Annotated in this window: 21 protein-coding genes; 13 read left to right on the forward strand and 8 right to left on the reverse strand. The window is 66.6% G+C overall.

Going from position 1 to position 18,883, the window contains the following annotated elements; translation table 11 throughout:
* Positions 1 to 6: 6 nt before the first annotated feature.
* Positions 7 to 1,224, reverse strand: a complete 1,218-nt coding sequence (locus tag OSB52_RS04040) for a sensor histidine kinase (protein WP_266060317.1) — start codon at positions 1,222 to 1,224, stop codon at positions 7 to 9.
* A 148-nt stretch (positions 1,225 to 1,372) separates the two neighbouring features.
* On the opposite strand from OSB52_RS04040, the gene OSB52_RS04045 reads away from it, so the two are divergent.
* The 5 genes from OSB52_RS04045 (at position 1,373) to OSB52_RS04065 (ending at position 5,542) form a co-directional block, all read left to right on the forward strand.
* The gene (locus tag OSB52_RS04045; RefSeq protein WP_266060318.1) at positions 1,373 to 2,212 is read left to right on the forward strand and encodes an alpha/beta hydrolase; all 840 of its coding nucleotides are present in this window, start codon (positions 1,373 to 1,375) and stop codon (positions 2,210 to 2,212) included.
* A gap of 72 nt (positions 2,213 to 2,284) precedes the next feature.
* On the forward strand, positions 2,285 to 2,602 hold the full coding sequence (locus OSB52_RS04050) for a helix-turn-helix domain-containing protein (protein ID WP_266060319.1): 318 nt from the start codon (positions 2,285 to 2,287) through the stop codon (positions 2,600 to 2,602).
* Positions 2,603 to 2,705: 103 nt separating this feature from the next.
* Positions 2,706 to 3,665, forward strand: a complete 960-nt coding sequence (locus OSB52_RS04055) for a helix-turn-helix domain-containing protein (protein WP_266060320.1) — start codon at positions 2,706 to 2,708, stop codon at positions 3,663 to 3,665.
* Positions 3,666 to 3,672: 7 nt separating this feature from the next.
* Entirely contained in the window at positions 3,673 to 4,557 is an 885-nt protein-coding gene (locus OSB52_RS04060; protein WP_266060322.1) for a helix-turn-helix domain-containing protein, read from the forward strand.
* Positions 4,558 to 4,705: 148 nt separating this feature from the next.
* Complete coding sequence (locus OSB52_RS04065) at positions 4,706 to 5,542, forward strand: alpha/beta hydrolase (protein WP_266060323.1); 837 nt, start codon at positions 4,706 to 4,708, stop codon at positions 5,540 to 5,542.
* Between the two features lie 10 nt (positions 5,543 to 5,552).
* Here the strand turns inward: OSB52_RS04065 and OSB52_RS04070 are convergent, their stop codons facing one another.
* The 6 genes from OSB52_RS04070 to OSB52_RS04095 all read right to left on the reverse strand — a co-directional run bounded on the left by OSB52_RS04070 (position 5,553) and on the right by OSB52_RS04095 (position 10,823).
* A complete protein-coding gene (locus tag OSB52_RS04070; protein WP_266060324.1) occupies positions 5,553 to 7,151 on the reverse strand; it encodes a polyamine aminopropyltransferase in 1,599 nt (532 codons plus the stop codon).
* Positions 7,152 to 7,169: 18 nt separating this feature from the next.
* On the reverse strand, positions 7,170 to 7,595 hold the full coding sequence (locus OSB52_RS04075; protein WP_266060325.1) for a DUF350 domain-containing protein: 426 nt from the start codon (positions 7,593 to 7,595) through the stop codon (positions 7,170 to 7,172).
* Positions 7,596 to 7,666: 71 nt separating this feature from the next.
* A complete protein-coding gene (locus OSB52_RS04080) occupies positions 7,667 to 8,314 on the reverse strand; it encodes a DUF4247 domain-containing protein (RefSeq protein WP_266060326.1) in 648 nt (215 codons plus the stop codon).
* Positions 8,311 to 8,850 (reverse strand): DUF2617 family protein, encoded by a 540-nt coding sequence (locus tag OSB52_RS04085; protein ID WP_266060328.1) that lies wholly within the window; start codon positions 8,848 to 8,850, stop codon positions 8,311 to 8,313. The genes OSB52_RS04080 and OSB52_RS04085 overlap by 4 nt, the downstream gene beginning before the upstream one ends.
* Positions 8,847 to 9,479 carry a DUF4178 domain-containing protein gene (locus OSB52_RS04090; protein WP_266060329.1) on the reverse strand — a complete coding sequence of 211 codons (633 nt, stop codon included), beginning with the start codon at positions 9,477 to 9,479 and terminating at the stop codon, positions 8,847 to 8,849. The genes OSB52_RS04085 and OSB52_RS04090 overlap by 4 nt, the downstream gene beginning before the upstream one ends.
* A 129-nt stretch (positions 9,480 to 9,608) precedes the next feature.
* Positions 9,609 to 10,823 carry a nitrate ABC transporter substrate-binding protein gene (locus OSB52_RS04095; protein ID WP_266060331.1) on the reverse strand — a complete coding sequence of 405 codons (1,215 nt, stop codon included), beginning with the start codon at positions 10,821 to 10,823 and terminating at the stop codon, positions 9,609 to 9,611.
* 56 nt (positions 10,824 to 10,879) lie between these two features.
* On the opposite strand from OSB52_RS04095, the gene OSB52_RS04100 reads away from it, so the two are divergent.
* From OSB52_RS04100 to OSB52_RS04120, 5 genes are all read left to right on the forward strand, one after another.
* A complete protein-coding gene (locus OSB52_RS04100) occupies positions 10,880 to 11,557 on the forward strand; it encodes a GntR family transcriptional regulator (protein ID WP_235723922.1) in 678 nt (225 codons plus the stop codon).
* A 302-nt stretch (positions 11,558 to 11,859) separates the two neighbouring features.
* On the forward strand, positions 11,860 to 13,485 hold the full coding sequence (gene groL / locus OSB52_RS04105; RefSeq protein ID WP_235723923.1) for a chaperonin GroEL: 1,626 nt from the start codon (positions 11,860 to 11,862) through the stop codon (positions 13,483 to 13,485).
* Positions 13,486 to 13,710: 225 nt separating this feature from the next.
* A complete protein-coding gene (locus OSB52_RS04110) occupies positions 13,711 to 14,496 on the forward strand; it encodes a glycoside hydrolase family 16 protein (protein WP_266060332.1) in 786 nt (261 codons plus the stop codon).
* Positions 14,497 to 14,533: 37 nt separating this feature from the next.
* The gene (locus OSB52_RS04115) at positions 14,534 to 15,343 is read left to right on the forward strand and encodes a tyrosine-protein phosphatase (protein ID WP_266060333.1); all 810 of its coding nucleotides are present in this window, start codon (positions 14,534 to 14,536) and stop codon (positions 15,341 to 15,343) included.
* Positions 15,344 to 15,414: 71 nt separating this feature from the next.
* Positions 15,415 to 16,290 (forward strand): DUF3159 domain-containing protein, encoded by an 876-nt coding sequence (locus tag OSB52_RS04120; RefSeq protein WP_266060335.1) that lies wholly within the window; start codon positions 15,415 to 15,417, stop codon positions 16,288 to 16,290.
* A gap of 62 nt (positions 16,291 to 16,352) precedes the next feature.
* On the opposite strand, the gene OSB52_RS04125 is transcribed toward OSB52_RS04120, so the two are convergent.
* Positions 16,353 to 16,853: a PaaI family thioesterase gene (locus tag OSB52_RS04125; protein ID WP_266060336.1), complete on the reverse strand. Its 501-nt coding sequence runs from the start codon at positions 16,851 to 16,853 to the stop codon at positions 16,353 to 16,355.
* Between the two features lie 47 nt (positions 16,854 to 16,900).
* On the opposite strand from OSB52_RS04125, the gene OSB52_RS04130 reads away from it, so the two are divergent.
* The 3 genes from OSB52_RS04130 to OSB52_RS04140 all read left to right on the forward strand — a co-directional run bounded on the left by OSB52_RS04130 (position 16,901) and on the right by OSB52_RS04140 (position 18,801).
* Positions 16,901 to 17,506: a TetR/AcrR family transcriptional regulator gene (locus OSB52_RS04130; RefSeq protein ID WP_235723928.1), complete on the forward strand. Its 606-nt coding sequence runs from the start codon at positions 16,901 to 16,903 to the stop codon at positions 17,504 to 17,506.
* A gap of 113 nt (positions 17,507 to 17,619) precedes the next feature.
* Complete coding sequence (locus OSB52_RS04135; protein ID WP_266060337.1) at positions 17,620 to 18,297, forward strand: DUF4166 domain-containing protein; 678 nt, start codon at positions 17,620 to 17,622, stop codon at positions 18,295 to 18,297.
* Positions 18,298 to 18,360: 63 nt separating this feature from the next.
* Positions 18,361 to 18,801 carry an SRPBCC family protein gene (locus OSB52_RS04140; RefSeq protein WP_235723932.1) on the forward strand — a complete coding sequence of 147 codons (441 nt, stop codon included), beginning with the start codon at positions 18,361 to 18,363 and terminating at the stop codon, positions 18,799 to 18,801.
* Positions 18,802 to 18,883 lie beyond the last annotated feature (82 nt).

Below are 18,883 nucleotides of genomic sequence, written 5' to 3' on the forward strand. Positions count from 1 at the left end.
AGATCGTCACGCGCGGATACCGGCACGGAATTTGGGGACGCGCATGCCGACCCGCGTACCCGCACCCACACCGGTGTCGACCACTAGACCGTAGTCGTTGCCGAATGCGGCGCGCAGTCGATGGTCCACATTCGTCAGCCCCACGTGCGCCCCGTCGGATTCGCTGCGTTCACCGGATGCAGACGGCGCGTCGAGCGCGTCGATGTCGCCGGACCGCAACAGCTCCGGATCCATTCCCACGCCGTCGTCCTCGATGGTGATGACGCAGTCGGCGCCCTCGTCGGCCGCGGTGATGGTGATGGTCCCGCCGCCCTTGCCTGCCAGCCCGTGGCGAACGGCGTTCTCCACCAGCGGTTGCAGTGCGAGAAACGGTACGACGACGTTGAGGACCTCGGGCGCCACCTGCAGCTTCACGTCCAGCGCCGGCCCGAACCGGGCGCGCTCGAGGGTCAGGTAGCGGTCGATGTTCCGCAGCTCGTCGGCGAGGACGGTGTACTCGCCCGCGGCGCGGAACGAGTAGCGGGTGAAGTCGGCGAAGTCCAGGATCAGCTCTCGGGCGCGGTCGGGGTCGGTGCGCACGAACGATGCGATCGTGTTGAGCGCGTTGTAGATGAAGTGTGGACTGATCTGTGCTCGCAACGCCAACACCTCGGCGCGATCGAGCCGTGCCCGGGACGCCTCGAGTTCGGCGAGCTCGATCTGACTGGATACGTACCGGGCGACTTCGCCGACCGCGCCGAGCATGCCGGGCCCGGGACGGTGGGTGGTGGCGACCACCAGCACCCCGACACTGGTGTCCTCGCCTGCGAGGGGCGCCGCGACCAGTGCGCGTACCGGCGACTCCGTGCCGCACGGATCGTTGACCAACACCCGGCGCTGGTCGTCGTCGGCGATCGTGGCGGTGTCCGCGGCTGCCGCGACCAACTGGGTGTCCCAGAACGGATCGTCGTCGGGTTCGCGGGCCAACAGTGCGCCGTGCGCGTCGTAGAGTGCGACGGCATCGGCGGCGGTCAGGGCCCGCAGGTGCGGTACGGCATCGCGTGCCGACTCCGCCGAGAGCCCGGTCCGCAACGACCGAGCCGCCCGGGATGCCGTCTGCAGGGCGAAATGCACGGCACGTTCAGTGGGGGTGGAGACCACCCGCCGGGTGCGGATCAAGACCACTGCGATCACCACGACCAGGACGGCCACCGCCGCCAGCGCTACCGCGAGCTGTCCGGACATGGCTCCAACACTCTCATCCCTGATGCGCTGAGACCATCGAGACCAACAGGCCGGCTGCACGCTCAGCACATATCCGTGCGCACGCAACCAGATGGCGGGGGCGGGCCATCCCTACGGTGATCGCATCCGGTTTCGAGAAAGGTCGCCGATGTCTGCTCTCCGCCCTGATCAGCGTCTCTGGATCACCCGCGCCGCGCTGGTCCTCTCCGCGCTGGCACTCCTCTTGGGCGCGGCAGCGGGGCCCGCGTCCGCGCAGAACCCGAAACCGACGATCGTGCTCGTGCATGGCGCGTTCGCCGACTCCTCGGGGTGGAAGGACGTGGCGGCAAACCTCCGGGGGCAGGGCTACGCGGTGCAGACCTTCGACAATCCGCTCCGGTCGCCGGCTTATGACTCCGCGCAGCTGGAGAAGAAGCTAACCGACATCCCCGGCCCGATCGTGCTCGTCGGGCACTCCTACGGCGGGTTCGTCATCACCAACACCCACGATCCCGAGGTCCGCGCCAACGTGTACATCGCTGCGTTCGCCCCGGCCTCCGGCGAATTCGTCCAGGGTCTGCTGAATCCGATCACCTATCCGGGCAGTCGGTTGCTGCCCCCCGCGCTGCAGGTGAAGCTGGTCGAGAACGACCCGACCGGAATCGCCGGCCGCAACATCGACGGCTACATCGCCCAACCGTACTTCCGCGACATCTTTGTCCAGGACGTCTCACCGGCGGTGGCCGCCGACATGTACGCCCACCACAAGTCGGCGGCGCTGGTGGCCAACCTCGAACCGTCCGGCGCTCCCTCGTGGACCACGGTGCCGAGTTGGTATCTGATCTCGCAGCAAGACCGGGTCATCCCGCCCGCGCTGCAACGCTTCATGGCGTCGCGTGCGGCACCCGGACGCACCGCCGCGGTGGATGCCTCACACGCCTCGCTGGTTTCGCGGCCGGACGCGGTGACCGCGATCATCCTGTCGGCCGCGACCGCGGTGAGTAGCTGACGCGTACCCAGGGGTCGACAGCAGGCGCGCTCAGGGCAGCCGATACCCCGCAGCGACGGGTGGTCGGAGTTGATGCGTCGGATCGACGCTCTGCTGGCAGACCACATCGCAGATCTCGATCTGACGGTGGCCTTCGTCGCGGACGCGGTCGGGGTGACGGAATGTGAGCTACGCCGGATCGCCGCCGAAAAGAACGTCGACGTGCAGCGTTGGATCGTCGGGGCACGTCTGTCGCGCGCTCGCCATGACCTGATGTCCGCATCCGCGGAGCCCGATACGGTGTTTGCGCATGAGCACGGATTCCACGATCTCGCGGCACTCGTCGTGGCCTTCACCACCACCTACGGCCTGACGCCGTACGTCTGGTGGGAGATGCGGGCCGAGGGTTGAGACCGATCTGGCCGAGATTGCGCGTGGCGTCGAAGTACGCAGTATTATTGCTGGTCACAGCGCTGTGGCAATTGTGGGATCGGCCAGTCACCCAGGGAGAGACATGGCGATCGTGTTTCGTTCCGCCGACGTTGCGGTCAACGACCGCGAAGAGGTCACCCGAACGGCATTCCTCGAACAGTCCTGGCCGACCACGGTGGACCTCGACGAACCGACCGCAGCCGACTCGTTCATCGAGGTGTTCACCTACGGCCGGGCCAGTATCCTCCGCGCCCAGATGACCGGGGTGCATCTGTCCAGGTCGGCCCGGCAGGTGCGGTCGAGTCCGGCGGATGTGCTGGCCATCGCCGTTCAGGAACGCAGCACAGCACGCCACGAGATGTACGGCCGCCAGCGTGCGGTGGCGCCGCGCGACCTGATGGTCAACGACATGAACTCGCCCTACCGATACGCCTGGCCGGGCCGCGGAAGTTCACGCGCGCTATATGTTCCGCTCGCCGACCTGAACCTGCCGACCGACGTGGTCCGGGCGGCGTCGACCCGGCTGCCCGCCAGCCCGGTGTACCCGTTGCTGCGCACCTGCATCGATCACATGACCGACGCCGGTGATCGGCTCAGCGCCGATTTCGGGACCGCCGAGTCCGTGGGGGCGGTCGCGATCGATGTGGCGCGTGCTCTGCTGGCGTCGGCCTACGATACCGAGTACGGCCGTGGGCCGATGGCCGACGTGTTGTTGCCTCGCATCCGCGGTTACGTTCGTCGCCACCTCGGCGAGCCCGATCTGTCGCCGGCGATGATCGCAGCCGCGCATGATATCTCGGTTCGTCGGCTCTTCACGATCTGCGCCGCGGCGGACTTCAGCATCGAACAGTGGATCATCTCCTCCCGACTCGAAGGTATCCGTGACGAACTCGCGCGACCCGAATCCCGACACCGATCGGTGGCGGAGATATCCCGTCGCTGGGGTTTGACCAACCCCTCCTATGTGAGTCGGCGCTTCCGCGCGACGTTCGGGATGAGCCCGAGGATGTGGCGTCAACTCGCGCTGTCCGCGGAGCGGTGATGTTCCCGTGAGTCAGCTCCCGGCGCCACAGCGATTGGCCGATCACATCGCCGTGTCGACGCCCCGCGGGCATTGCGTCGGCACGCCGGACACATACGTCACCCCGATGGGGGATGACATGTGGTTGACCCGCATCCGATATGACGGCATCGCGGTGACCGACAATCGACGGTTACCGGGTATCGCGCTCCGGATCCTGGTCGCGGTACCCGACAACGACCGGTGGATTCTGCGGCGTAGAGGTGATCTTGCGCAGGCGAATCCCTGCGTGCTTGCCGTCGCCGACCCGTCCGAACCCCTCGACTTCCGAGCGTTCGGTCCGGGAAACGCTGTGGTACTGGACTTTCCAATGTCCTGGCTCACCCTCCCGGTCGACACAGTCCGACGTGGTATTGACGGGCTGAACGATGCCAACCCGCTGTCGGCGTTCGTCGGCGAGCACCTGACCCACCTCGGGGGTGTCGGAGCGACCTGTCCGATGATGCTGCCCGACCTGGCACCGCCGACGATCCAGCTCATCCGTTCCCTGTTGCTCATGTCGGTCCGGACGGGCGAACCCAGCCCGTCAACTGAACTCATCGTGCGGGTGAAGCTCTATATCGACGAACACCTCACCGACGCCGACCTGTGCGCGGGTCTCATAGCGTCACAGCACAGCATCTCTACCCGAAAGCTGTATGCGGAGTGGCCGAACGACGGTCCCGCACTCGGTGACTACATCATCCGGCGGCGGCTCGAACGCGCCCGCGACGCGCTGATCACCCGGCGCCATCTCACCATTCCAGCCGTCGCGCGCTCACACGGGTTCGTCGACCCCACCCACTTCGCGAAACGATTCCGCATGGCCTTCGGTGTTTCGCCGTCACAGTGGCGCCGCGACAACGCCGGGTGATGAGCATCGCCGGCCATGCCGGTCACCGCACGCAGAGCACACAATTGTGCGTGCACGACCAGATCGGGCGGCAGTTTCGGCCGTAGGGTGGCCGCGCGCACATCGCACCGAGCTTCGCCTCGCACCCCGATCAGGATCGGAGCCCGTCATGGCCACACCCGACACCATCGTCCTCATCCATGGCCTGTGGGTCACGCCGCGGTCCTGGGAACACTGGGTGCCCTACTACGAAGCCAAGGGCTACCGGGTGATCACGCCCGCCTATCCGGGCTTCGACATCGAGGTCGAGGCGTTGCGTGAGAATCCGGATGTGATCGCGACACTCACGGTGCCGCAGACGGTCGATCACCTGGCGGGTGTGGTCGAGGCGCTTCCGACCCCGCCGATCCTCATGGGGCACTCGTTCGGTGGCATCATGACCCAGTTACTCGTCGATCGTGGGCTTGGCGCCGCCGGCGTGGTGATCGACTCCGCGCCCACCGAGGGCGTGCGCACTCAGCCGCCATCGCAGGTCAAATCGCTGCTGCCGATTCTCACCCGGTGGTCCAACCGCCACAAGGCCGCCGGGTTCACCCCGGAGCAGTGGCATTACGCGTTCACCAACACCCTCGACGATGCGGAGTCCCAGGCCGTCTACGATCGCTATGCGATTCCCGCACCCGGGGCATGGGTGTTCCGTTACGGAGTGTTCGCGAATCTTCTTCCCGGACATCAGGAGACGTGGGTAGACTACGGCCGGAGTGATCGTGCGCCACTGCTGTTCATCGCCGGGGGAGCCGACCACATCATGCCAGCCGCGGTGAACAAGTCCAACGCCCGCAAGTACCGGAAGTCGGGGGCGGTCACGGACTTCCATGAGTTCCCCGGACGTTCGCACTGGACCTGTGGTGAACCGGGTTGGGAGGCGGTCGCCGATCATGCCCTTGACTGGGCGGTTGCGCAGACGTCGCCGCGCTCGCCAGAGACCCTGCCACACACTCCGTGAGGGCCGTCACTCAGTAGACCGCCCACTCCGACTGCGCATAGCGCAAAATGCGCGGATCCATCAGCGTCGACGGGGGCATGTCCAGCGGTGGACGATCTGCGGGGAACACCGATGCTGCGGTCAGCTCCGCCTGGTCGAGGAAGCGAAGGGGCGCCGGAAGGTCAAGGGCGAGCTGGGGTTCGGTGTCACCGGCGAGGAAGTAGCCCCAATCGCCGAACGAGGGGACGTCGACGTGATAGGGCAGCGTGCGCAGACCGGCCGAGGCCGCGGTTGCGCCGATGCACCAGAACGACTTCGGAGCGAAGTACGGCGAACCGGCCTGGATCACGGCTCGACCACCATCGGCGAGATGGGCGCCGACCAACGAGTAGAACTCCGTGGAATACAGTTTGGCAGTTGATGATTCGTCCGGATCGGGCATATCGACGATGATGACGTCGAACACGCCGGAGTTCTCGCGCAACCAGGAGAAGGCATCGGCGGTGATGACGGTGCTGCGCGGGTCGTCCAGCGACCCCTCGTTGAGTCGTGCCAGTCGTTCGTCCTCTCGGCCGAGCCGAATCATCTCCGGGTCGAGTTCCACCAGGGTCGCCGAGGCATCGGGGTAGCGCAGCACCTCGCGTAGTGCCAGGCCGTCTCCGCCGCCGAGGACCAGAACCCGCTGGTGTGTGCCCGCCATCGCCGGATGCACCAGCGACTCGTGATACCGGTACTCGTCGATCGACGAGAACTGCAGGTCGCCGTTGAGATAGAGCCGGGTGTCGGGGCCCAGGGGCGTGGTTCTCTCGGTGATCACGATGTCCTGGTACGGAGTTCGCTCAGCGGCGACGATCGGGTCGCGGAACATCGCCTGCCGGGCGGTCACCTCGAACCGGTCGGCGAACACCATGCCGGCGATCAGTGCAGCGATGACCGAGACCGCGGCGACACCGAGGACTGCCCGTGCCGGACCTGACAGGTCGTGCCGGAAGACACCGAACACGAGGAAGGAGCCTGCGGCGGCGTTGACCAGACCCACCACCAGGGCGCCCTCGAGTTGCCCGAACAGTGGCAGCAGCAGGAACGGGAAACACAGACCACCGACGAGCGCACCGATGTAGTCGACGGCGAACATGTCGGCGACCGCGCTGCCGGCGTCCTGTCGGCGGATGCGCTGCAACAGCACCATCAGCAACGGGATCTCGGCGCCGATCAGCACGCCCAGCACAAACGCGACCACCACCAGCGCGGGCGTGTACAGGGCCAGATAGGCGAACGCCGCATACAGCGCCATCACCGACAAGCCGCCGAGTAACGCCAATGCCAGTTCGATCGCGGCGAAGGTGACGATCGGCCGCGACTGCAGGGGTTTGGCGGCCAGCGACCCGATGCCCATCGCGAACACCATCACCGCCAACACGATCGACGCCTGGGTCGCGGTGTTGCCGATCAGGAACGAGCCCAGCGACACAAGCGCGAGCTCGTAGACGAGGCCGCACGCCGCGCAGACGAAGACGACGGCGAGCAGCGCCGCACGTGACCACCGGGCCGAGGGCCGCGCCGCGTCGTCGGCGACCGGGAAGTCGGTCAGCTCGGGCTCGGGCTGCGCGGAGTCATCGGTGGCGGTCATGGTCGAGACGGGAAACGGCTACAGGATGGAAACGGCGACGATCAGTGCGATCCCGATGTGTACGACACCGTGCACCCACACTGCGGGATGACTGTCCGGGTGGACGACCAGCTCGCCGAGCTTGCCGGGCGTGAACAGGTCGATGATGTAGAAGGTGATCGTCATGATGGCGACCCCGATGACGGTGTACACGACGGTGTAGGTGAGGCCTTCCACGAGTCGGCCCTCGCTCGCCACGATCGCCGCCGCGACGATGATGGCGACGGCGAAGGCGTTGGAGCCGACCAGTATTCCGGCATTGCGGTTGCGGTCGGCCCACAGCAGGTGCCGCAGGTTTCCGGGGGTCATGGCGTCGATGACCGCAAACGATGCCAGCATGAGGACCATGCCGGTCCCGCCGTATGCTGCGGCTGCGTAGCCATTTCGGACGATGTCGGTGAGCACGTGTCCTCCGGTTCAGATGGTGATGCGCGTCGGATGGGGATTCGAGGGTGGTGCGATGGTCGAGCTGGTGGTCATTTGCCGCCGCCTCCTGAGCCGCCGCCGCGGTAGCTACTGCCCGAGCCGCCGAAATTCGGTGTCGGAACCCAGAAACCGCCGACATACGGCAGGAAGTGGTTGTACCCGGATCGGTAGTCGCTGCTCAGCATGACCTTGGTGGTCCCGGCCGCGAGCGGGAACAGTCCGACAACGTAGTCCGGATACTGCAGGAATTCGGTGCCCGCGACGTTTTCGGTGTTCGCAGTGTCACCGGCGCGCTGATCGGTGGGCTGTTCCACCCCGCTCAACTCGGAGGCCACCGACGACGGTGTGCCTTGTGCGACATAGGCGTCGACGCTGCCCTCGTCGAGCGCGGGGTCTCGCTGGTAATTCGCGGTGATGTAGTTGCGGACGTTGGCGTTGTCGCCGGTGAGCCCGTTGAGGGCCTTCACCGAACAGGTGCCGACGATCGCGAACACTGCGATCATGACGATCACCGCGATGATGATGTTGCGGGTGCGGTGCAGGCCGCGGCGAGGGTCGTCGCCGAATCCGGGGGTCGGGCGGAATCCGCCGGGTGGCGGGCCGCCGGGCGGTGGCGGTGGACCACCCGGGGGTGGCCCGCCGGGTGAAGGCGGCCCGCCAGGGGGTGGGTGTCCACCGGGCGGAGGAGGGTAGGTCATCGCGTGCCCCCGCCGTCTCGCAGTTCACCAGTGGTCGTGACCACTTCCGCCGTCTGTGGGTAGGTGTGCCAGGTCTGCCACCCGATGCCGTCGCCGCGGGCGGTGGCGATCGCCGCGGTCACCGCCATCGGCTGCCCGGGAAAGCGGCCCAGCAACGCGGGCAAGCCCTGGGCGCGGTGATCGGCCGTGCGGTGATGAAGTTCGTCGACCAGAGCCGCCATCTGTTCGGCATCGCACTTGCGGACCGACGACGTGAACGTATAGGTGCCGTCGGCGACTGTGCCCGGAAGCGGTTCGTCGAGCCCGGGCAGGCACGCGACTGTCTCGCACATTCGGTGGTCACCGTCGTCGACGACGATCTGATGGCTGGCGCCGAGGAGTCGCAACGACACGGTACGGGAGCCGAATTGGTGGTCGCATCGGGCCAGCGGCGCTCGCGGATCGGCGGTGAGCGAGAATGCGAGCTGCGCGGCGCTGGTGTCGGCGTAGGGCACGTCGAGCAGCACGTGGCCGCTCGTGAGTCCGGCGGCCGTCATGTGCCCGGCGCCGGATCGGTCGGGTAGATACGGTACTCGCTGCGTGCGAGGACCTCACCGCGGGCGCTCTCCCAGCCGGAGCCGAAATCCTCGAAGGACAGGCGTTCGTCGCCGGCTTCGTAATCGTGGTACCGCATCGATCCGCGCTGGTTCAGGCCGGTGGTGCCGGTGGAGGAGAACTCGGCCGACCCTGCCTCGTCAGAGTGATAGCGCCGCCCGTCGAGTTCGAGCGCATCCGGTCCGGGGGTGAGGGTGACGCCGGTCAGTTCGTGCCACAGCACGACCTCGAGGTCGGGGTCGTCTTCGACGGAGAGCCATGCCTTACGGCCGGTCCCGGTGTCGAGGAAGTTCTCGGTCCACTCGAATCCGCTCTGCGACAACCGCAGCGTTCCGCGTACCGCGAACGTCTCACCGCGCAGTTCCACCAGGTCGCCGGGCTTGAGTTGCCGAGGATCGCCGCGGACCGCATCGTCGTCGGCGGTCGAGAACGGGTCCTTGGGACCGTAGGCGCGCTGCTTGAGGGCATCGGTCTCGGCCCGTCTCGCCTTACGGCTGCCCAGGAAGTTGAACACCACGACCACCGCGATGATCAGCAGCAGGGCCACGATGATGATCAGCAAGAACTCCACGCGGCCGACCCTATCTTCCTCACGCCGAAACCGACATGCCGGACGTCGACGTCATGAATGACGGCAGACACCGACGGCCACCCGCTGCGTTCGGGTGGCCGTCGGCGCCTGTGCGCGGCTCGGCGCAGATCAACGCACCTGGTCGCTGATGAACTCCGTGGTGAACAGCTGATCGGCGGGCAGTTCTGTGGGCAGGCCGGCTCCGCTCTCGTTCAGAATCGGCGTGAGGTCGTCGATGATCGACTGGGCCTTGGCCATGTCGTAGCTACCCCACACCCCGTCGGAGCCGGGTGCGATGACGGCCTTGTCCTTCAGCAGCGCCGCCGAGTACGCGGCTTCACCCTCGCTGTATGGGGTGAAGCCGACGTCCTGGGACACCCAGTCGACGATCGTCGCGTTGATCGCGTCCGGCGCGGCAACGTAGTCCTTGCCGGTCTGCTGGATCATCGGGACGAGTTTCTGCAGGCACGGGGTGAGGCTGTCGAGCCTGTCGGCGCGCACCGACACGTTGGAGGCATATACGTCGTACCCGGCGTCCTTCACCATCGCGTAGGCGATCGGCTTGTCCCACGACGGCGTCTCGTGCTCATAGGTGTAGGGCTCGGAGTTGGCGAAACCCTGCTGGGAGATGCTGGGATCGCCGACGAAGCGGGCCGGCGCACCGTCATAGCTGGTGTCGAGCTGGCTCTGTTTCAATAGCCCCTTCGCGACCAGCCATTGCGGAAAGATCTGGTCCTTGCTGACCACCACGGTCTCATCGGTTTTCCCGATGTCGGCGATGGTCTGCTGCTCGGGGTGGGTCTCCGGATCCCACATCAGGATCGACGGGTTGTACTGCAGCAGCGGCGTCACACCCACGACGCGCTGATCGGTGGCCGCGGCGATCAACTGGTCGCCGTGGACGAGGCCGAGGTCAATCGAGTCGTCGGCGTACATCGCCGACGGGACCGACTGGAAGCCGATGGCCGGACCGCCGGCGCGCAGGGTGATGTCGACGCCGGTGTCCTGTCCGTCGAAGGCCAGCGGGCCGGACACCGACTTCGTGTCGGTGTCCACCTGATAGCCGGGTCCGAGAAGCCCGATGACGCCCGCCATGTCGGACTGCGGCTGCCACTGCAGCTGCACTACGACGTTCTCGGGGCAGACCTCGGCGAGGTTGGTCTCCGTCGATGCCGGTGCCAAGCTGCCGGTCGAGGCGGAATCGGTGCCGTCGTCACTGCCGCAGCCGGCGAGCGCGGCGGCGCAGCAGGCGTCGTCGAGTTCGCGGGCGACTCGGGCGCGGTCGGCCGGCGCGCCGGCGGGGTCGACGTAGCTGGAGATGTCGATGGTGGGGACGGTGAACATGTTCTCCTCCTTGGTTTTTCAGTCACAATCGACGCATCGACCACCACGGACAGAACATGAGCATCCCCGACAGCCTGCAGGCGCTGCGGTCACCCGGCGCCGACGGTGCGCTGTTGACGCAGGCAGTACTGCGCCAGCTGCGCGACGAGATCTTCTCCGGAACGTTGGAAGCGGGCACCTCCCTGTCGGTGCCCGGCCTCGCGGCTCGGCTGGAGGTGTCGCGGAGCCCCGTGCGTGAGGCGGTGCAACAACTCGTCGTCGACGGACTGGCGGTCTACACACCGCGCGCGGGGGCGAAGGTGGCCCACCTCGACGACGACATGCTGCGCCACGTCTTCCAGGTACGCGAGGTGCTCGACGGTCTCGCAGCCCGGGAGGCGACCACCCGGGTGACCCTTGCCGACCTCGGTGAGCTGTGGGAACGGGTCCGCGAGCAGGAGTCCTATCTGCAGACCCCGGCCGATCATCGTCGCGATGCCGATCTGGACCTGGACTTCCACACCGCGGTGCGCGCCCACTCAGGTAACAAACCCTTGTGTGACGCCCTGTTCCGCCTGGACACACAGACACATCTGTATCGGTCGGACATGTGGAGCCACGACGTCAACCGGCGGCTCGCGGTGGCCGAGCACCGGCGCATCGTCGGCGCGCTGGAAGCGGGGGACGCCGAGGAGGCCGAGCGCGCCGCCAAGGCGCATGCCGCCGGTGTGTTGGTCCGGTTGCTGCGCAAGTGAGCGGTGCCGCCCTGGTTCCGCGCACCCGTCGCGTTGGCGCGCATGTCGCGACGTGCGCGGCGTCGTGTCGACCGTGTGGTTGTCGCAGAAGGTCAGGGGCATCTCTGGCCGCTCGGCTCGAGAGGTCGCCGGCCTTGCACTCGCCCTGCCCGAGTGCTAAAACGGTCTTTGGCACTCGCAAGCAGTGAGTGCCAGGTCGGGACGGTGAGATCGGTTCCGAATGACACACCGGTCGTCCGTCGCGGGCACCGAGTCCGGCCATAGATACCTGGTGTCACCCCCTATCGGAGGATCACTTACCCATGGCCAAGCAAATCGCGTTCGACGAAGAGGCCCGCCGCGGTCTCGAGCGTGGCCTCAACAGCCTCGCCGACGCAGTCAAGGTGACGTTGGGCCCCAAGGGCCGCAACGTCGTCCTGGAGAAGAAGTGGGGCGCCCCCACCATCACCAACGACGGTGTGTCCATCGCCAAGGAGATCGAGCTCGAGGATCCCTACGAGAAGATCGGCGCCGAGCTCGTCAAGGAAGTCGCCAAGAAGACCGACGATGTCGCAGGCGACGGCACCACCACCGCCACCGTTCTCGCCCAGGCTCTCGTGCGTGAGGGCCTGCGCAACGTCGCTGCCGGCGCCAACCCGATGGGTCTGAAGCGCGGCATCGAGAAGGCCACCGAGGCCGTCACCGAGTCGCTGCTCAAGAGCGCCAAGGAGGTCGAGACCAAGGAGCAGATCGCTGCCACCGCGGGCATCTCGGCCGGCGACCCGTCCATCGGCGAGCTCATCGCTGAGGCAATGGACAAGGTCGGCAAGGAAGGCGTCATCACGGTCGAGGAGGCTCAGACCTTCGGCCTGCAGCTCGAGCTCACCGAGGGCATGCGCTTCGACAAGGGCTACATCTCGGGCTACTTCGTCACCGACGCCGATCGTCAGGAAGCGGTCCTCGAGGACCCGTACATCCTGCTCGTGTCGGGCAAGGTCTCGACCGTCAAGGATCTGCTGCCGCTGCTGGAGAAGGTCATCCAGGCCGGCAAGCCGCTGCTGATCATCGCCGAGGACGTCGAGGGCGAAGCCCTGTCGACCCTGGTCGTCAACAAGATCCGCGGCACCTTCAAGTCCGTCGCCGTCAAGGCCCCGGGCTTCGGTGACCGTCGCAAGGCCATGCTGGCCGACATCGCCATCCTCACCGGTGGCGAGGTCATCAGCGAAGAGGTCGGCCTCTCGCTGGAGAGCGCCGGCATCGAGCTGCTCGGCACCGCTCGCAAGGTCGTCGTGACCAAGGACGAGACCACCATCGTCGACGGGTCGGGCGATGCCGACGCGATCGCCGGTCGCGTGGCGCAGATCCGCAGCGAGATCGAGAACAGCGACTCCGACTACGACCGTGAGAAGCTGCAGGAGCGTCTGGCCAAGCTGGCCGGCGGTGTTGCGGTCATCAAGGCGGGCGCGGCCACCGAGGTCGAGCTCAAGGAGCGTAAGCACCGCATCGAGGACGCCGTGCGCAACGCGAAGGCTGCCGTCGAAGAGGGCATCGTCGCCGGCGGTGGCGTGGCCCTGCTGCAGTCCGAATCGGCCATCGAGGGCATCTCGCTCACCGGTGACGAGGCCACCGGCGCCAACATCGTCAAGGTTGCGCTGTCGGCCCCGGCCAAGCAGATCGCGATCAACGCGGGTCTCGAGCCCGGCGTCGTCGCCGACAAGATCCTCAACTCGCCGAAGGGCACCGGCCTCAACGCCGCCACCGGCGCGTACGAGGACCTGCTGGCCGCCGGCATCAACGACCCGGTGAAGGTCACCCGTTCGGCGCTGCAGAACGCAGCATCGATCGCGGCTCTGTTCCTCACCACCGAGGCCGTTGTCGCCGACAAGCCGGAGAAGAACCCGGCCCCGGCCATGCCGGGCGGCGACGAGATGGGCGGAATGGGCTTCTGAGTCCAGCTCTCGTTTCGTAGCGAACAACCGAAGGCCGGTCACCCGACAGGGTGGCCGGCCTTCGGCGTGCCCGGTTGGTCTGTCGATCATTCGGGCCGCCGTGGCGTCGAGTGCGGGGAGGTGCCGACCGTGACTCGGTGTGCCTGCCCCACAATCGGTCTCAACGATCGTTGGGTTTCGGCGGCGATGCCCCGCGGCGAAATCGGCCCTGCTACGTTCTCCGGTATGCCTAACCTAACTTCTCGTCTGCGGATTCGGGTCGCGGTCGGCGGTGCCGTTGCCCTCCTGTTCGCCTCGATGTGTGCGGCGGTGGGAGCGGGGTCTGCCCACGCATTTCCGTTCACCGGGTCGCTCGGTGGTTCGGGTACCTGCACCACGACGGCCGCCCAGACCCAGGGGTGGGGCAGCCCGGATCACTCCGACGACTTCACCAGCGCTGCCTCGCTCGACAATTGGCACCGATATGAGGGTGCCGGTCATGCGGGTAATGGTCGGCGTACCCCGGATGCGGTGACGGTGTCCGACGGCGCACTGGTGATCAGCGCCGACCTCGCCGGCAACAGCGGTGGCGTCACCCCGCGCTGGGGTGGCCGGCTTCACGGCCGGTGGGAGATCTGCGCCCGGTCCACGGTGGCCTCCACGGCGTGGACGCCCAACGCACTGCTGTGGCCCGACGCGGAGGACTGGCCCGCAGGAGGGGAGGTCAACTTCATGGAGATCCCGTATCCGCTGCGTGACAGCGTGGACTACAACCTGCACTGGGGCAACAGTGACAACCTGGAACGGCACACGCGGTCGGTGGACGCCACCGCATGGCACAACTGGGCCGTCGAATGGACCCCGACCCACATCGCCGTGTTCCTCGACGGCGTCGAGTGGGCGCGAAGTTCCGACGTCAACCGCCTGCCACCGCGAGCCATGCACCTCGCACTCCAATTGGACAACTACGGCGGCGTCACCTTCCCGACCGGGTCGCTCTACGTGGACCGGGTCGCGGAGTACCCGTTGTAGTCTGCGCGTGTTCACGCGGGTCTGCGACGATGAGACGATGACCGAACACAGTGTCGACCGCCTCGATCTCACCACCGTCGCCAACTTTCGCGACCTCGGCGGCTGGGAGTGCGTCGATGGCCGGCGCGTGATGTCCGGCCGCGTCTATCGATCCGCCGCCCTGCACGACGCCTCGGAGACCGATCGCGCCTTTCTGGCCGGGCTCGGCATCCGCACGATCTACGATCTGCGCTCGGTGGCCGAATCCGAGGCGGAACCTGATCTGGTTCTCGACGGTGTGGCCGGAGTGCACCTCGACGTTCTGGCCGACGCCGAGACGGTGAGTGCTCCCGCCAACCTGGACAAGGTGCTTTCCGACCCGGAGACCGTGGCCGCGGCCAATGAGAAACTCGCCGACGGCAGCGGTGTCGAACACATGCTGGGGGCCTACCGGGAACTGGTGAACCTGCCCAGTGCCCTGCGCTCCTACCGGACCCTGTTCACCGGTCTCCTCGAAGGGTCGCCGGCGCTGTTCCACTGCACCGCCGGCAAGGACCGGACCGGCTGGGCCGCAGCATCATTCCTGACACTCCTCGGGGTGTCGCGGGACGCGGTCTACGAGGATTACCTGCTCACCAACGATATGTTCCTGCCGGCCATCGGGCATGTCTTCGATGGTTTCGAGGCCGCCGGTGGCGATCCCGACCTGCTGCGTCCACTGCTCGGGGTGCAGGCGGCCTACCTCGACGCCGCGTTCGCCGAACTGCAGGATCGGTTCGGGACCATCGAGAACTACTTCGCCGACGGTCTCGGGGTGGACGCTGCCGCTCAGCACGCGCTGCGTGAGCGCTACCTCGACGCCGACTGACCCGGCAACGGCGGCAGCCAAACCACGCGAATGTGCCGCGTAGGCGGACCGGCCGCAATAATATTCGCGATGTGACATCCTCATCCGGAGCCGGGTCGGTTCCGCGTCGCAGAGGCGCATCGTTGGTGCGTGCGTTCGTGAACTCGCCACTGTCGGGCCTCGCCCCGTGGATCGTGATGGCGTTGTTCAGTGGACCGGGCCGCTTCGAGGAGTCGGTGTCGGCCGCACTCGGTCTGGCGCTGCTGGTGATCTTCGCGAGTTGGCGTCTGGGCAACTCGATCAAGTTGCTGGAGTGGTTCGACGCCGTCTTCTTCGGCGTGATGTGCGTGATCGGTCTGATTGCCTCGTCGTCGGTGATCGACTGGCTGGAGCTGTGGGGCGGTGAACTCGTCAACATCGCCCTGGTGACGTTCGCGCTCATCTCGGTGGCGATCCGGCGTCCGTTCACCATCGAGTACGCCAAGGAGCAGACACCCGAGGAGTTCTGGGACTCACCGATCTTCGTCCGGACCAACTATGTGATCACCTGGGCGTGGGTGGCCGCATTCGGGGTGTCGGCGATCGCCGGTCTGATCGGCGACGCCGTCCTGGACACGTCCGACAACTTCTGGACGGGCTGGATCATCCAGATCGGCGCGACGGTGTTCGCCATCGCGTTCACCGAGTTCTACCCCGACTACGGCCCGCCGAAGGCGATGGCGAAGATGGGCCTCGCCACCGAACCGCCCGTCTCTGTGGCGAGGTTGTTCGACTGGCTGCCGGTCTTCGTCCTGGTCGTCGGGATCGCCGGGCTCGTCACCGATTCCATTTCCAGCGTCCTGGGGTGGATTCTGATCGTGGTGGGTGCGGTGGGGATCAAGCTGATGCGGGTGTTCTTCCCGGACGAACCGAAGCCCGGTGCCGGGGAGACCGATGCGTCGGCCGGCGGAGTGTCGGCGCAGCAGTGACCGCGTCGCACCGACCGGTCGCTTAGCACCGACCGCTTAGCACCGACCGCGGCCGCCCATGCTCAGCGAAAGACGATGCAGGTGGTCGTGCCGTGTGCGACGAGTTTGCCGTCGTGGGAGAACACTTTGCCTTCTGCGGTCGCGGTGCGTCCACCGGCATGGATCACGGTGCCGGTCGCGGTCAGCTCACCTGCGTCGGTCGCGACCGCCCGGATGTAATTGATCTTCAGTTCCAGCGTCGTGTAGCCGACGCCCGCGGGCAGCGTGGTGTGCACCGCGCACCCCATCACCGAATCGAGCAAGGTCGCGCAGATTCCGCCGTGCACCGTGCCGAGCGGGTTGGCGAAGTCGGGTTGCGGTGTCACCGTGAAGGTCACCGAGCCCTCGTCGATCTGCTTCGGGACCATCCCGAGGAGTCGTCCGATGCTGGGTCGCGCGTCCCGGTCGGGATCGGACTGCCACGCGCGGAGCAGGTCGAGTCCCGACATCGAGAGCGGATCGGTGGCCGTTGCGGCTTCCGGCGAAGTCTGCGAGGTGGTCGTCATGATTATGTATGGTTGCATAGAAGCGTCCGATTATGAAGGCCTGCATAGTCGAGGGAGTGTGAGCGATGACAACCGACTCGACGTCGGTGCCTGCTGAGGCATCGGCCGGCCGGGGGCCACGGGAACGGATGGTGGTGCACGCCGCCGATCTGATCGGCCGCGACGGGGTGGCCGCGACGTCGATCGGTGACGTCATCGCCGCCAGCTCGGCGCCGCGCGGTTCCATCTATCACCACTTCCCAGGTGGCAAGACGCAGCTGATGACCGAGGCGGTGCGTCACGCGGGCGATTTCATCTCGCATCGGATCAGCCGTGAGCGGTCGGCGACACCTGCTGCGGCCGTCGGCGAGATCGGCGACATCTGGCGGCGAATGCTGGTCACCACCGATTTTGAATTCGGGTGTCCGGTGCTGGCCGGCGGGCTGGCGCGCCGTTCGGAGCCCGAGGTCGCCGACGAGGCCGAGGAGATCTTCGGTCGCTGGACCCGGCAGATCGCCGCCCGGCTGGTGCACGAGGGTGTAGAGGCGGATCGGGCGGACTCCCTGGCGCAGTTGATCATCGCCGCCATCGAGGGGGCAGTCGGGCTCTGTCAGACCCAGCGCAGCGTCGAACCGCTGGATCGGGTGATCGACGAACTGGCCCGACTGTGCGACAGTGCGGCAGGGCGATAGTCCAGGCCCGACGTGACCGGGACCACTGTCATCGCGTAGGTTCTTTCCCCAATGGCACGAGGTGTCGTCGGATGGAGACGGCGATGCGCAGGTGATTCGGGGAGGGTGACGTCATGGCGCCGGTGTACCGGCAGATCCTGGGCTCGGACTTCGACCGCCTGCACCCCAACGTTGCGTGGCGCTACAGCATCGACTCGACGTCGGGTGTGGCGCAGGTGGCCACCGGGATCTATGAATCGGTGTATGTGACCTCCGCGCTCCCGCCGCCGTTCTTCTGGCACTACGCGAAACGTAATGCCCTGCCACCCAAGAGCAGTCGGATGGTGCCGTTCACGCAAGGTCACTACTGCTACGTCGACGAGTTGGAGCGTGAATGTCTCGCCGTGCTGCGTGCATTCCAGTACACCAACGGCACGCGGAACCTGAACTCGCTGCTGGTGTCCGGTCGGGGCGGCCTCGTCGACTATTTCGGTGATGGTCCCGAGTTGCTCTATCCCATCGAGCCGTCGGTCACCGCCGCGGGCGAGCTGCTGCTGGAGAGTGGTCCGATGCGGTGGCTCGGACGTGGCCCGAAGATCGGCATGAAGGGTATGTTCGCCACCCAGATGAAGTACATCGAAGGGTGGGACGAGTCGCGGCAACGGTTCCGGTGCGATGCGACGGTCCGCAACCCAGTGATCGGTGAGATCTTGCATTTCCGCGGCTGGTTCACTGCGACCGACCAGGCATGCACCCTGCGTGACATCCCGGACGAGGCATGGCCCCTCAATCTCGTCGACCGCGAGACCTGACCGGAAACACCGGTGTATCGGGTTCGTCCTCTCCCGCTGATTGCGGAGGGTAGGTTCTCTGCCATGGCTGTCTCCGCGAAAACCGAATTCGATGTAGCCGCGCCCCCGTCCGTCGTGATGGAGGTCCTCATGGACATAGAGTCCCTGCCCGACTGGTCGGGTCCGCACCGGGAAGCCGAGATCCTCAGCGAGCACGACGACGGGTCGCCGCACGAGGTGCGGGTCGTGGTGACGGCCGCGGGGATTTCCGACGAGCAGACCCTCAAGTACAGCTGGACCGAACAGAGCTGCACGTGGGATCTGGTCGAGGCCAATCAGCTCAGCGAACAGCACGGCGTCTACGTCATCACCGAGACCGAAGAAGGCTCGCACATCGAGTTCACCCTCGACGTCGAGTTGAAGATCAAACTGCCCGGGATGATCGTCAAACGGGCCCAGAAGATGGCCGTCGACACCGCACGCAAAGGACTCACGGCCGAGGTCGAACGGCGCTCTTCGGACTAATCGGGCGGTGGGCGCCGTACCGGCGACTCGCAGTCGACCCCGGGCGTACGAGCCGCCGCCGGATGGGTACTCTTTCCCCACG

Origin of the sequence: Gordonia aquimaris (assembly GCF_026262595.1) — a bacterium.
GTDB lineage: Bacteria > Actinomycetota > Actinomycetes > Mycobacteriales > Mycobacteriaceae > Gordonia > Gordonia tangerina.

What these genes read in the sequence shown, in the direction of transcription:
- OSB52_RS04125 (WP_266060336.1), bottom strand. Translation starts at nt 16,853, where the DNA reads ATGCAACCATACATAATCATGACGACCACCTCGCAGACTTCGCCGGAA.
- OSB52_RS04095 (WP_266060331.1), bottom strand. Translation starts at nt 10,823, where the DNA reads ATGTTCACCGTCCCCACCATCGACATCTCCAGCTACGTCGACCCCGCC.
- OSB52_RS04130 (WP_235723928.1), top strand. Translation starts at nt 16,901, where the DNA reads ATGACAACCGACTCGACGTCGGTGCCTGCTGAGGCATCGGCCGGCCGG.
- OSB52_RS04040 (WP_266060317.1), bottom strand. Translation starts at nt 1,224, where the DNA reads ATGTCCGGACAGCTCGCGGTAGCGCTGGCGGCGGTGGCCGTCCTGGTC.
- OSB52_RS04140 (WP_235723932.1), top strand. Translation starts at nt 18,361, where the DNA reads ATGGCTGTCTCCGCGAAAACCGAATTCGATGTAGCCGCGCCCCCGTCC.
- OSB52_RS04045 (WP_266060318.1), top strand. Translation starts at nt 1,373, where the DNA reads ATGTCTGCTCTCCGCCCTGATCAGCGTCTCTGGATCACCCGCGCCGCG.
- OSB52_RS04080 (WP_266060326.1), bottom strand. Translation starts at nt 8,314, where the DNA reads ATGACCTACCCTCCTCCGCCCGGTGGACACCCACCCCCTGGCGGGCCG.
- OSB52_RS04085 (WP_266060328.1), bottom strand. Translation starts at nt 8,850, where the DNA reads ATGACGGCCGCCGGACTCACGAGCGGCCACGTGCTGCTCGACGTGCCC.
- OSB52_RS04135 (WP_266060337.1), top strand. Translation starts at nt 17,620, where the DNA reads ATGGCGCCGGTGTACCGGCAGATCCTGGGCTCGGACTTCGACCGCCTG.
- OSB52_RS04100 (WP_235723922.1), top strand. Translation starts at nt 10,880, where the DNA reads ATGAGCATCCCCGACAGCCTGCAGGCGCTGCGGTCACCCGGCGCCGAC.
- OSB52_RS04110 (WP_266060332.1), top strand. Translation starts at nt 13,711, where the DNA reads ATGCCTAACCTAACTTCTCGTCTGCGGATTCGGGTCGCGGTCGGCGGT.
- OSB52_RS04055 (WP_266060320.1), top strand. Translation starts at nt 2,706, where the DNA reads ATGGCGATCGTGTTTCGTTCCGCCGACGTTGCGGTCAACGACCGCGAA.
- OSB52_RS04050 (WP_266060319.1), top strand. Translation starts at nt 2,285, where the DNA reads ATGCGTCGGATCGACGCTCTGCTGGCAGACCACATCGCAGATCTCGAT.
- OSB52_RS04065 (WP_266060323.1), top strand. Translation starts at nt 4,706, where the DNA reads ATGGCCACACCCGACACCATCGTCCTCATCCATGGCCTGTGGGTCACG.
- OSB52_RS04070 (WP_266060324.1), bottom strand. Translation starts at nt 7,151, where the DNA reads ATGACCGCCACCGATGACTCCGCGCAGCCCGAGCCCGAGCTGACCGAC.
- OSB52_RS04115 (WP_266060333.1), top strand. Translation starts at nt 14,534, where the DNA reads ATGACCGAACACAGTGTCGACCGCCTCGATCTCACCACCGTCGCCAAC.
- groL (WP_235723923.1), top strand. Translation starts at nt 11,860, where the DNA reads ATGGCCAAGCAAATCGCGTTCGACGAAGAGGCCCGCCGCGGTCTCGAG.